This is a genomic window from Exiguobacterium sp. s35, assembly GCF_018617535.1.
In the GTDB taxonomy this organism is placed as follows: domain Bacteria; phylum Bacillota; class Bacilli; order Exiguobacteriales; family Exiguobacteriaceae; genus Exiguobacterium; species Exiguobacterium aestuarii.
In genome coordinates this window covers 734,798-747,071 of the sequence record NZ_JACSKI010000001.1, presented here as the reverse complement: position 1 = coordinate 747,071, position 12,274 = coordinate 734,798, and the positions used below count along the sequence as shown (strand labels likewise).

General features: G+C 45.9%; 11 protein-coding genes. 3 read left to right on the top strand and 8 right to left on the bottom strand.

All coding sequences use genetic code 11. The features are described from left to right. Positions 1–247: 247 nt before the first annotated feature. Positions 248–370: a hypothetical protein gene (locus KNO75_RS15075; protein WP_255349577.1), complete on the top strand. Its 123-nt coding sequence runs from the start codon at positions 248–250 to the stop codon at positions 368–370. Between the two features lie 212 nt (positions 371–582). Here KNO75_RS15075 and KNO75_RS03840 read toward each other — a convergent pair whose 3' ends face one another. From KNO75_RS03840 to KNO75_RS03820, 5 genes are all read right to left on the bottom strand, one after another. Further along, positions 583–2,082 (bottom strand): PH domain-containing protein, encoded by a 1,500-nt coding sequence (locus tag KNO75_RS03840; RefSeq protein ID WP_214819894.1) that lies wholly within the window; start codon positions 2,080–2,082, stop codon positions 583–585. Next, positions 2,079–2,606 carry a PH domain-containing protein gene (locus tag KNO75_RS03835; protein ID WP_214819892.1) on the bottom strand — a complete coding sequence of 176 codons (528 nt, stop codon included), beginning with the start codon at positions 2,604–2,606 and terminating at the stop codon, positions 2,079–2,081. Before KNO75_RS03835 ends, KNO75_RS03840 begins: the two co-directional genes overlap by 4 nt. Before the next feature lie 65 nt (positions 2,607–2,671). Then, on the bottom strand, positions 2,672–3,346 hold the full coding sequence (locus KNO75_RS03830; RefSeq protein ID WP_214819890.1) for a WGR domain-containing protein: 675 nt from the start codon (positions 3,344–3,346) through the stop codon (positions 2,672–2,674). 142 nt (positions 3,347–3,488) lie between these two features. Next, positions 3,489–3,956 (bottom strand): hypothetical protein, encoded by a 468-nt coding sequence (locus KNO75_RS03825; protein WP_214819888.1) that lies wholly within the window; start codon positions 3,954–3,956, stop codon positions 3,489–3,491. A 270-nt stretch (positions 3,957–4,226) separates the two neighbouring features. After that, on the bottom strand, positions 4,227–5,318 hold the full coding sequence (locus KNO75_RS03820) for an FUSC family protein (RefSeq protein ID WP_214795041.1): 1,092 nt from the start codon (positions 5,316–5,318) through the stop codon (positions 4,227–4,229). 175 nt (positions 5,319–5,493) lie between these two features. On the opposite strand from KNO75_RS03820, the gene KNO75_RS03815 reads away from it, so the two are divergent. Both KNO75_RS03815 and KNO75_RS03810 read left to right on the top strand, forming a co-directional pair. Further along, on the top strand, positions 5,494–6,114 hold the full coding sequence (locus KNO75_RS03815; protein ID WP_214795043.1) for an NAD(P)-dependent oxidoreductase: 621 nt from the start codon (positions 5,494–5,496) through the stop codon (positions 6,112–6,114). A gap of 16 nt (positions 6,115–6,130) precedes the next feature. Then, entirely contained in the window at positions 6,131–9,517 is a 3,387-nt protein-coding gene (locus tag KNO75_RS03810; RefSeq protein ID WP_214819886.1) for a dynamin family protein, read from the top strand. A gap of 145 nt (positions 9,518–9,662) precedes the next feature. On the opposite strand, the gene KNO75_RS03805 is transcribed toward KNO75_RS03810, so the two are convergent. The 3 genes from KNO75_RS03805 to KNO75_RS03795 form a co-directional block, all read right to left on the bottom strand. Further along, the gene (locus KNO75_RS03805; RefSeq protein WP_214819884.1) at positions 9,663–10,643 is read right to left on the bottom strand and encodes a Gfo/Idh/MocA family protein; all 981 of its coding nucleotides are present in this window, start codon (positions 10,641–10,643) and stop codon (positions 9,663–9,665) included. 137 nt (positions 10,644–10,780) lie between these two features. Continuing rightward, positions 10,781–11,494: a DUF2750 domain-containing protein gene (locus tag KNO75_RS03800; RefSeq protein WP_214819882.1), complete on the bottom strand. Its 714-nt coding sequence runs from the start codon at positions 11,492–11,494 to the stop codon at positions 10,781–10,783. A gap of 252 nt (positions 11,495–11,746) precedes the next feature. Next, positions 11,747–12,268 (bottom strand): hypothetical protein, encoded by a 522-nt coding sequence (locus KNO75_RS03795; protein WP_214819880.1) that lies wholly within the window; start codon positions 12,266–12,268, stop codon positions 11,747–11,749. Between the last annotated feature and the right edge of the window lie 6 nt (positions 12,269–12,274).

The following is a 12,274-nucleotide window of genomic DNA, read 5'->3' as shown; positions in this document are numbered from 1 at the left end:
GTGTATACACACGAGATTGATTATATCCTGTCAGACATCTAACAAGCAAGAGCGATTCGACTCAATTCAGTCTTTGGACCCATTCATGAGACCGATTCCATCAAAAGATTCATTTTATAAAACAAGAACGTTTGTTCTTATTTTAAGCGACTTTTTGCGAACAAATCTGTTATAATGAAAGGGCAGGTTAACGCAGCAATAGTGGGGTCAGCCGCCAAGTCCACAATGGAGGAAGGCGGTGGTGCGGATGGAACAACTTTGGACCTGGGTTGGGGATTATGTCATGATCCCAATCCTCGCTCCGATCATCGTTCACTTGGTGATTCACCGAACATCCGATCGTGCAACGTCTGAACGCACAAAAAAATGACCCCCTCGGCGCAATGAGATGGGTCACTTTCTGATTCACTAACCATTGTGGCGGCTGGGACCACTCTTAAAGTGGGAGCCTGTAAGCCAGAGGTCGGTGTGTCCAGCACCGGTCTCTTTCTACTTGCATCATACCATACTTTATCCGCCTTTTCAGTAAGAGAAACATCATTTGACACGAAAATCACAAATAATTCAAACGCTCAGGAAACTTTATCCTGAGCGTTTTTCTTTCATTTCGTTATAACGAGAGAACCAGACGAGCATCGCGTCCGCTTCCTCTTTCGGAATGTCATCAATCGTCTCAACTGAAAGGAACCCTCCACGTGTCGAGAACTGCACCGTACATAACCCGAAACGTCGTTGTAAGAGTGATTGCTTCACTTGAATCTGTTCAATCCTCGGTTTGTCCGTCAAGAACGATTGGACGTTGAATGCTCCAGTGCGCAATTGGATGAATTGATCCGTGCGGACATATTTGGTTGTGACGTAACTGAGTACACGTCCTCCGATGATGACAGCCCATAAGAGGATAAGCCACCAGGCATACTCTCGGAAGAAGTAGAGGACGAGCCCTGAGATAATGATGCCGAACCAGCTGATTCGCAGCAATTTGATGCCTAGCGCACGTCTCGGAAGCCGGTGTAATTCATCAGACCATGCGAAATGTGTGAAGTGTTCACGTAGGACACGCATCGCCCGGTCACGTCGGACGAACGGGAGAATCGTCGACGATTCATCTTTTAGTTCATCCATCGTCCCTGCTGCGACGAGTTCGACACCGACAATGTGGAACCAGCGACGGATAAACGTTTCTTTAATCCGAATCGCTTGAATCTTCTCATACGGGATCTCTTTTGCGCTTCGGTTCAATAGTCCTTTTTCGACACGAATACGTTCTCCTCTCCGCTCGAGTCGGAAGTTCCCATACTTCAAGAAGTTGATGACCATACCGATCACGACCGACAGCATCAATACCCCGATGACGAGAAGACCGATGACGATGATGGACGCATGGACGACATAATCTTCGACCTGGTTGAATGCCCCATCCAAATTGATGAAGTCGTCGATTGACGAGATAATCGTCGAAGCGACCGGAAAGATGGCGAACACTGAGAGCGACGTGATGGAAGCCAACACGATTTCGCGCGTAGACAAGGCATATAAAAGGCGGCTTGGTAACGGCTCTGTCTGTTCGGGAATCGCATCCGATTCTTCTGATCCATCCACAATTTGTTCGTTCTGTTTGCGATGTCGAACCTGCTCGAGTATATCTTCAAGTCGCTTGGCTTCTGTCGGAAAGACACCAGCCAATTTAAAAGAAGCATCATCACTGTTGGCGTTCGTGTCGAACGTCAATTCAACGACGCCTAACAATCGATAAAGGAACGGGCTGTTCGAATGAACACTTTGAATTTTATAGAGTGGGAGCGACTTTTCTTTTTTCAACCAGTTTCCTTCGATGACATAGACAGTCTTTTCGTCGAGTGCATATCGAAAGTTCAACCATCCAAAAAACTTCTGGACAATGTCGAGTAATAGAAAGAGCAAAATACCGACCCGGATGATGATGCCAAACGTCGATTCCCAATCATTGTTGAGTATAAAGAGCAGGACGATTGGAATGGCGAATGATTTGATGACCTCAAGAATGCGAAGCACCAAAACGCGACTCGGAAGTCGATGCCACGTTAACGCAGTCTCGGTCATACGACATCCTCCTCTTCGATACGCGCGTAGATGGCAATCTGCTCGCGGAGTGTTTTCGCGAAGGATTCTTCAATCGCATAGATTTCATGAGAGCCTGCTGCAGTCCCGATGGTGATGGTCTGTAGCCCATATTTACGGAGAAGCGGTCCTTGTGCCGCATGTACATATTGGACTTTGGTCATCGGGATGAGCACATCATGTGTTGTGATGATGCCATGATGGATCCGAATCTCGAGCGGTTGGACGTCATATGTGAATCGTTCTTGTTTCCACTTTTGGAACCAGATGATGTCAATCAAGCTATAGACGACATCGATGACGAGCAGCACGATAAAGCCAATCTGTAGCCAAGTCGGCCAGTCGAACCAATATGAGGCCCCTACAAGCGCTCCTGTCACGAGAAGACCGATGAGATAAAAAATTGAGCTCGATAATCGAAAGACAGTCCGCGCCTCGATTGGAAGCGTTCCGCTGATTCGTTGTGATGTGACACCCTCTTCCGGTGTCGGTGGTGTTTCTGACATGATGAATCCCCCTATCGTTCATATGTATCTGTCCTTATTGTATACGCGTTTCCCCTCGAAAAGTTTCAGGATTCGGTCGGGAATGTACTCAAGCGCTCATATAACCCTTCGATCATCGCCCGATCTTCTGTTTCGAAAACCTGTTTTAATCGGTGGACTGCCTCTAATCCTGCCATTTTCAAGTCACCTGTTAACTTCCCGGTCATTTTTACGGAAGCAAACGCGCCCGCGACGACGACTTGGTCACATGTGTAGGCATACTCATACGTGGCCCAGTCTTCTGGTGCATATACATCTCGATTAATCCAACTTTCGATTAGGGCGTACGCATACGATAAAAAGCAAAGGTCTCTCTCCTTTCGAATCACCTCTTCGTACATAACCAATGCATCGGCTCCGGCATCATTCCCAAACGGTGCGTATTCGTCCGTACAGTCCACATAAAAATCATCATTGAAATATGCCTCGTATTTCGGATGCGAGGTCAGGAAACTTGGTCCAACTTCCGGGTCATCCACATAAAAATGGTTGTCCCAATCAAAAAAGGACTCAACATACCCCTTCCTCAATTTTTGACGAATGAGCTTCTCGACCTCGTTCGTACATTCCATATTGGATTCAAAAGACTTCACTTGTACTTTTCCGATGGTTCCTAGTTTCCCGTAGTTTACAGTAAACTCATCATCCATAACGATGATGTTCCAATACTTTGTAGTATGTTCAAAAGACCGCTTGATCATGTAGCGTTTCCTCCCGTCTTCAGAGCATTCAATCATATGACAATTGTACCTCGGATGAATCAGAAAAAACGAACCATCCAATCGATTCGTCTCTTCGGTCATTTCATCATTTTGCTCTCGAATTTGTTTATGAGCAGATTTTTCACTTCGGCTCGTAACGGAATCGTGCAATTTTTTCGTTCGCTCTCGCATAGAGTGTTTCCAATGAAAAACGACTGGGCCGAGAGAGTTCTTTGGCGTACACGGCCTCAATGGTTTTGTCGATATAGGCATTTTCCTCTTGAAGATATTCGATAAGCAACATTTTATACTCTTCAGAAGTCGCTTCCTTATGCTTCAATTCATTCAGTTCATCAAGATAGGCATCATTTTCTGCTTTGAATCCTTCTAGCTCGTCGACTGCCCCGGGCACATCAACGTTATCCATCGGTAAACTTGATAACATTAGCATTTTTATCTGATGATTCTGAGCATCCGCGAGAATGGTTCCTGCATCAAAAGAGATAACCGGTCGAGGATCAACTTCTTCTGTTGAGGATGTCGCGCCACAACCAATCAACGACATCATCATAGTAAAAATCAGTAAGAGTATTATTAAAACCCTTTTCATCTTTATCCCCCTAAAAAGTAAGTCATGAAAGCAACATAGCGATAGACTTCTTGGCATTGTCAACGATTTCTCCAGACTAACATATTTTACGTTTATTACCAAATTCATCGTTAAGAACCCTTTGCCTTATAGTCAGTGTCCATCTCTAATACTCAATTGAAAATCAAAGAAATATCACATCAAAAAACCATGAAGGCACACTTGGTTCTGTGTACTCGATCACGGTTTTTTGACAAGTTATTTCGATTTTATTGCTGGCTTGCTCGTCCTTTAATCTTCAAAGAACCATTTCTTACGTGGTTCCACTTTTAGGTTGTCTCCATGTTTTTTCATTTCCGTCACAAGGTAGCGTTCGAGTTCGTTCATCGCCTTGACCCAGTCGGTCATTGTCGCCACGAGAGGAACGACGATTAAGATGAGTTCTTCCTCTTCTTCTCTCATGCGCTCAATCATCAGTTTCGCAAAGTCAAAGTTCTCATGGATGAGATCTTCTTCACGGTCGATAAGATGCTCATTCTCGAGCTCATAGGCAGAAAATAGTCGCTCATGTCTTCTCAATAGATGACGAATGTGCCGATACAGTTCATCTCTCAACTGTGGTGGCAATTGCTCAATTGTGTAAAAATCATGATCGAGTTTCTCAATCACATGAAGTGCTGCCCGGTTCGTCTCAATCATCTTAGATTTAATGACGGCTCGTCGGAAAATGGGCGTTTTCTGTTCAAGCCAACGATTCGCTTTAATTTCTTCTTCGAAATAGGCGTACGTCTGTTTCGAATCGTTATGCAACTTCTTCGTCTCTGGTAACGACTCGAAAGAGGAGCGTCCACCTTCCGTTTCTGAGAATAAGCGCGCGATTCGGACGACCATTTGAAAGACATCGGTTACTTGTGCTTCGAGTTTCCGTTCATATCGTGGTGGGAACAAAAGTGCATTTACAATCAACGCGACCGTGATCCCCATCATAATGAGTAAGTAACGTTCGCCTGCAAACACCCAAACCGGCATATCCGACTGACTTGCCCCTTCCATAATGAGAATCGTTGTTAAGATGACGGTCCGTGTCGTCGATTCTAAATTTAAAAACAGAAGGATGGAGATGGCAATGATGATGACGAATCCGATCGCAATCGGTGTCGGATTCGGGGTGAGCAACAAGGACCCGACGGAGAGCAATGCCCCAATCAAGTTCCCTTTCATCTCTTCAATCAAGCGAAGCCCGGTCTGATAGACCGACGGCAGGAGTGCAAGTGACGCAGCGAGTGCCGGGACGACGATTTGTTGGAATTGAAATGCCTCGGCAATCAGTAAGACGATTGCGACCGACAGTCCGGTCTTAATAGTTCTAGCCCCAAATTTCATGTAGTGGTGCCTTCCTCTCTTGCGCTTGTCATATGTATTTTTTGCCTTCTTCTTCAATTCTAAAACGTACCACATTCTTTTCAAGCCGAATCGAACCATTTCAGGCAGTTTTGTGAACGCTTCCGTGTTATGATGGCGTTGGATATTTCTTTCATCTTGATGGGGAGGGGTTTACTTGTCAACAATTGCTTTATTCGGCGGAAGTGGCCGTACAGGGGAACGGATACTTGAACGCTTACTTGAACGTGGACATACTGTCCGACTTTTAACGAGACATTCCATCGATGCGAACAGTGGAGTCATTGAAATGATTGGAGATGCGACGGACCGCGAGACCGTCTTCGAAACGGTTCAATCATCAGATATCGTGATCTCGGCGTTAGGGACGGATAAACAAGATGTCTTGTCTACATTCACGCCACTCGTGATCGAGGCGATGAAACAATTCAACGTATCTCGTGTCATCACAGTTGGGACCGCCGGCATCTTGCAGGCACATGAGAGTGACAACTACCGCTTTCAAACAAAAGAATCGAAGCGCTCAATGACAACTGCGGCAGAAGATCATGCCCGAGCTTATGAGTTATTACGGGATTCAGGTTTAGCCTACACTGTCATCTGTCCGACTCAACTGATCAATGAACCCTCTAACGGTGAAATCATCGTATCAAAAGAGGTATTGGGGACTAAACATTCAGGTCCAATTTCGAGAGATGATGTTGCCGATTTAGTAATGGCTTGTTTAACGGACGATGAATATGTCGGACACCGTGTCGGCATCACAACGGAATCATAATTAGGGGATGGGAAACATGCACTCACAAAGAGAACAACTAGCACGACTTGCTTTAACGTTTGAACAAGAGGAAATGACGGACGCAGCACGACTCGCTCGGACCGCCCTACAAAAAGTAACGAATGAAGAAGTGTGGATTGCCGTCTGTGGTCACTTCTCAGCCGGGAAGTCGACATTGCTCAATGACTGGCTAGAAGATGGATTCCTTCCGACAAGTCCGATTCCTACAAGTGCCAATATCGTCACGTTGCGGGGTGGAGAATCAGCGGCAGCCGTCGCCATCAATGATACAGATTGGATTTCATTAGACTCTTCTTCCCTATCAAACATCAGTGACTATTGCAAAGTTGAGGAGATCAAGGAAGTCGAGTATACGATTGACCGATTCCCGTTCGATGAGCACGTCGTGTTGATGGATACACCAGGGATTGATTCAACGGATGAACGCCATCGCCAAGCCACGGAACGTTCGCTCTTCTTAGCAGACCACTTGTTCTTCATGATGGACTACAACCATGTGCAATCGGAACAAAACATCGGGCTGATGAAACAGTTTAGCCGGGAAGGACGGCCCTACTCCATCATCATCAACCAAATCGACAAGCATGATGAGCGTGAACTCTCTTTCGTGGACTTCAAGGCGTCACTAACAAAGGCGTTCCGTCATCATGATATTGTTCCGAACGAGACATTCTATATTTCACTTCGTGATGTACAGCACCCTCATAACGAAGTCGAGCGCTTGCGGTCTTATGTACGTCAGGTCATCACCGAGGCAAAACAGCATACAGTCGAACACGCCGATGCTCTGATTGACACGTTGGTCCGTCGCAACGAAACATCGATTCAGTCGACATTGGAACAGTTGCCAACGTATGAAAAGAGTCCGAAGGAAATGCAATCTCGCCTACACCGGCTGGAGAAGAAACGGGCATGGTGGACATCGTTCCGTCGTGAATTCTTTAAACATCAAGCACCAATTGTCGAAAGTGCACCGATTATGACCTATGAATTTCGTGAGTTATTGCGCTCTTACCTCGAAAGTTGTGACCCATCTTTCAAGGTCGGTCTCTTATTCTCAAAAGAGAAAACAAGACAAGAACGTGCGCGCCGTGAAGAAGTGGCCGTCAAAGAGTTCAACCGTTTGATTGACATGAACTTGCGCCCACATCTCGTGAAGTACGCGGAAGATATCATCCGAGATTTAAAACTTCCGGAAACGCTGCTGCCAAAAGGAGATGTTCTCCCGATTGCCCCGAACTCACTCATCACCGAGCAAGTGAAGTCTGGTGCATCACTCAGCGGCGACACCGTCTTACAATTTAGCCGTGATATCGAAACCGCCCTCGCATCATGGGTGACGAAAGTATCGGAACCGTGGGTCCACTCGACGGATACGTATATGAAAGCAGAAGTCGATTTGCGCTTGGAACAGTTTTCGGCTGAAGAAGACGAATTGTATGACGCCCTTGATACGGAAGCGTTGCGTATTCGTCTCTCCGACCGCCTGGAATCGATTCGAAAATATGAAGAATTACAACTTGATTCGAATCAATTGGATCAGTTGGCAGTTCGAAACTATGTCGATGCGACATACCTCCCTGAAAAACAATCAAATACTGTTGAATCAGAGGTTGCGTCGACGTCGATCTTAGAAGATGATCATGAATTATTTGATTTTAATTTTTCTTATGAGAATACGGTATGTGAAATATTAGAGAATCATCCTTTATTCCGCTCTCGTGTCTCGACATTGCGCAAGAAAATCGAGCGTGCGAAACATGAACAGTACACGTTCGCCATCTTCGGAGCGTTTTCGGCCGGAAAATCCTCGACTCTCAATGCGCTTTTCGGGGAGACGGTGCTACCGACCTCTCCGAATCCATTGACGGCATCCATCACAAAAATCGTACCGCCAGATGGTCGGATGAATCGAACAGCGATGATCACCTTCAAATCACGAAATGAACTTGAGGATGAGCTACAAGGTTATGGGACTTCCCTCGCCTCTCTCGATGTCGACCATCCGTTCGTCAATGCCGTAAAATCGGCACCGCTCGAGTATCTCGGACGAACGGAAGTCGTCGACTATGACACGTTCTGCGCGTTCGTCGCACAAGAAGAAAAAAGCTGTATCGTAAAAGAAATCGAACTGTATCTCGACTCACCGTGGGCACAGCGTGGGATTGTCTTCGTTGATACGCCAGGGGCCGATTCACAGTTCAACCGACATAGCGAGGTCCAGTTCGGCTACATGCGTGACGCGGACGCCGTCTTGTTCGTCACCTATTATAATCATGCGTTCACCGAAGCTGACCGAGAGCTCGTCATCCAGCTCGGTCGTGTCCAAGGGACCGGAGACCATGAGATGTTCTTCCTCGTCAATGCGTCTGATCTTGCGAAAGATGAAGAAGAACGGGATGCTGTCACGGACTATGTGTCGCAACAGTTGACCGCACTTGGTGTTCGGAGACCGACCGTCCTCCCGATTTCAAGTCGAAACGCCATCCAAGGGGATGACGCTGGATTTGACCGGTTCGTCTCGACACTTGAACGCTACGTCGACAAAGACCTTCGTCTCGCGAATGCGATGCGTATCCAAGATGAGACGACGGCTCTACTCGACGCGTTCGAACGCGTCCTGCACGAAGCAAAAGAAGATGAGACGGCGAAAGAACAACGTCGAAAGCAATTGGCTGCCTTACTTGACAACCCGCCGGCACTCGATGTGTCAGTACTCATCGACTTGTTTGACCGAGAAGCGAAAGAACTTCTCGCCCACCTTGAGACGCGTTCGCTCCTCCGCCTCTCGGACTTCGTCAAGGAGACATTCCACCCGGTCGAGGTCGACGGGTCGAGAAAGAGCCTTGAGCGCGCACTAGCAAGAACATTGGACAAATACGCCTACGACATCCAGCAAGAACTACAAGTGTTCCAGTATCGGCTGGAGCGGTATGTTCAACGCGAATTTTCAGCATTGATTAAGCGCAAGACGGAGCGCCAAGCGTCTCTCCTTCCCACGCTTGAATTTGATCGTGAACTCGACGTGGCATGGCTACGGGATGGCGTCGATCCGATTCATCTCGACACGTCACCTTATCAATCGGTATTGAAGCGCTATAAGAATGCGAGCCAATTCTTTGAAGGTGACGGACGGACACAACTTAAGGATGAATTGACGACACTCCTCCGTGACATGATTCGCAATCGTCTTGAACGCATTCATGCGAAACAAGTCGAGCGGGCCGACGGGGAAATCAGTAAATCTGAAGTCGAGATTGAACGAGAGTGGTCGACCCAAGTGAAAGAACTTGCCGAAGCAGAACTTAACATGTTGACGGATAGCCATTCCTTTGATGAGATGCGTGAACGACTCGAATCGCTCAGAAAGGAAACGGTATGAACACATTACTGCTCATCGGACTCATCCCTGCCGTCGTCATGACGATTGTCTTGGGAGTGTTTCTGAGATATCTCTATTTGAACAAAGAATAAATGAAACGGTCCTTGATGCGCACATGACATCGAGGACCGTTTTAAGTTTGTACTTATTTGTCTGCTGAATAAACCACACCGAGTTGTTTTCGAACGTTCGTCATCACGTCAGCTAAGCGAATCATATCGGTCGCTGAGTGATCTATCGTTTCCGGATGATGCGCTTCGATTGCACGAACGAACGCTTCGATTTCATAAGACATCGGAGCATTCTGTGATTCTGAAATAATTTCTGACTTGCCATCCCGTAACTCTAGACGAACTTCATCGCACGTCGCAATATCATCGATGACGATGCGCCCCTTCTCTCCGATAATTTCAGAAGGAGTCGATGTCGCATGGATCTTTGAGTGCATGATAATCACATCCAGATCATCATAAGAGAGAATGACCGTTCCGCTCCCGTCTACTCCCGATTCCAGTTTGACACCACTCGCCTGAACGTCATTCGGTTGACCGAACAATTTTAAAGCGGGCCCTAGAAGATAGACACCGAGATCCATCAATGAACCGTTCGAAAAATCAGGGTTGAACGTGTTCGGGTTCTCCCCATTCTTATATAAGTCGTACCGTGAAGAATATTGTGATTTATTGAAGACAGCACGACGCACCGGAGCGATTCGTTCCATCGCCTGTTGAATCCGTCCAAGATTCGGCATGAACAGGTTTCGCAGCGCCTCAAGTAAGACGACTTGGTTCTCCTTCGCCACTTCAACCATACGAGTGACTTCCTGGACGTTCGAAGCGAGCGGCTTTTCACATAAGACGTGCTTGCCATGCTGCATGAACAAGATGCTCTGTTCGGCGTGAAGTGAGTTCGGGCTTGCGATATAGATGGCATCGATGACATCACTCTGTGCCATCTCTTCAAGTGACGTGAACGTATGTACGATGGAATGACGTTCAGCGTATTCATTAGCGCGTGATTCTGTGCGCGAGTAGAGCGCTGTCACTTCTACGTCATCCAACTGATTGATTGTGTCGATGAACCAGTCTGTGATGAAGTTTGTACCAATGATGCCAAAACGGATCATTTGAATTCCTCATTTCTTTATTTTTTAATTAAGGGTCCGCTTGAGATTTTTTTTATCAACGTACATTCTTTTTACTTGAAAATTTCAATAGGATGATATGTGGTTAACGATATTTGAAAAGTTATATTTAAATTTAGTTATTCTAAATACAATTGCATTTCTTCCGGTTGAACTTCAATCCCTACTAAATCAGGAGTCCAATCTAAACCGCACATGTATTCATCTTCAATCATATGCGGAAGCCAAACCTCAAAAAAATTGTTAAATGATAATTCAACAATCTCATACTTACTCCACTCATTTACGCGACATGCCTCGGCACGTTCACGCGAAGAAAAGAAAAGTAAAACTTCACGAGTTTCATCGAGTATTGACGGTGTAAAAGCCCAACCTTCGTCTCTTTCTTCCGATAATCCATAAACAAGTTGATTCTCTGTTATTTCATCGCAGAAATGCTCGATGATTTCGAAAGTAGCCTGAAACCCCTTAACCAATTGTTCAATTGATTCTGAGACGAGTTCAACTTCATCGGTTTCATGCCACCATATATAAATTGAATCATCTTGATTATGATAATACCCTAATTCATCTCCACTTCCATTGTTCGCTAGTGTTACAAATCCTGCCGGTAGTGGGGGGCGATTTGATGTATTCGCTCGGATAAGGTCGTCCCACGTTTTATTTAAAAAGCGTTCATCCCGAATCGGGTAAAAAAGCCACTCTCCCAACTCGAACTTGTTGTCATATTGCCAAGCTTCCCGTAAATCAATTGGTAGTCGAATGTTCAGAGTAGCCTCTACCTCTTCAATCTGATTAATCGAAACGCCGGGCAAACTAGTTTCTAATCTCATATAAACTCCGTCCTTTGTATAAAATCTATTTTTCTAAGTTAACCTTCTCTTAACGTCGCTAACTTATAAAGAGTATGATCTTATGATACTTCAAATACTCTTTATCTTTCGATTTGATTTACAATTAGTTCGGCACGCTCTCTCTCTTTAAACGGCCAACGATAAATCATATCCTCTTTCTCGACATAGGCAACACCGTCTTCAATCATCAATGACGAACATTCAAGGAGATGACGGGGCATCGGATAGGAGTCAATCCGTCCGTTCATTTGGACATGGACGAGACGACCGTCGATTGAAGAGATGACCCACACCCCCCTTCTTAGACGCGTACATCACGTCACAATCATGAAGAACTGGAGCCTTTCTGACTTCTTGATTATAGCGAAAACGTACGGTTCCCTCCTTTGAGAAACAGACGAGTGCCTCGGTCGAGATCCCATCTCCAAAGATGCCCTCGTCCCCATATCCAATCCAGATTCCAGTATCGTTCATTACAACTGCTGTAATCGCGTTTCCTGCATAAAAGGAATGATTGATCTGTCCATGCGTATCTAGTACCCACGCATTGATTGGTTCTCCTTCTAATGTAAACGCCCAAATGAACAAGTAATTCTCGTCGATGATTCGAATACCCGAGACATATTCATGCTGTTTAAGGTCTATGACCAGCTCATCCCAATTAACGTAGAATCGATGATTGGACTTTACCAAACGAGCAGAGCCCATTGACTTCTGCATATCGAAATCAACCACCTCTATTTCATCGTTCATACACAA

What these genes read in the sequence shown, in the direction of transcription:
- KNO75_RS15075 (WP_255349577.1), top strand. Translation starts at nt 248, where the DNA reads ATGGAACAACTTTGGACCTGGGTTGGGGATTATGTCATGATCCCAATC.
- KNO75_RS03840 (WP_214819894.1), bottom strand. Translation starts at nt 2,082, where the DNA reads ATGACCGAGACTGCGTTAACGTGGCATCGACTTCCGAGTCGCGTTTTG.
- KNO75_RS03835 (WP_214819892.1), bottom strand. Translation starts at nt 2,606, where the DNA reads ATGTCAGAAACACCACCGACACCGGAAGAGGGTGTCACATCACAACGA.
- KNO75_RS03830 (WP_214819890.1), bottom strand. Translation starts at nt 3,346, where the DNA reads ATGATCAAGCGGTCTTTTGAACATACTACAAAGTATTGGAACATCATC.
- KNO75_RS03825 (WP_214819888.1), bottom strand. Translation starts at nt 3,956, where the DNA reads ATGAAAAGGGTTTTAATAATACTCTTACTGATTTTTACTATGATGATG.
- KNO75_RS03820 (WP_214795041.1), bottom strand. Translation starts at nt 5,318, where the DNA reads ATGAAATTTGGGGCTAGAACTATTAAGACCGGACTGTCGGTCGCAATC.
- KNO75_RS03810 (WP_214819886.1), top strand. Translation starts at nt 6,131, where the DNA reads ATGCACTCACAAAGAGAACAACTAGCACGACTTGCTTTAACGTTTGAA.
- KNO75_RS03805 (WP_214819884.1), bottom strand. Translation starts at nt 10,643, where the DNA reads ATGATCCGTTTTGGCATCATTGGTACAAACTTCATCACAGACTGGTTC.
- KNO75_RS03800 (WP_214819882.1), bottom strand. Translation starts at nt 11,494, where the DNA reads ATGAGATTAGAAACTAGTTTGCCCGGCGTTTCGATTAATCAGATTGAA.
- KNO75_RS03795 (WP_214819880.1), bottom strand. Translation starts at nt 12,268, where the DNA reads ATGAACGATGAAATAGAGGTGGTTGATTTCGATATGCAGAAGTCAATG.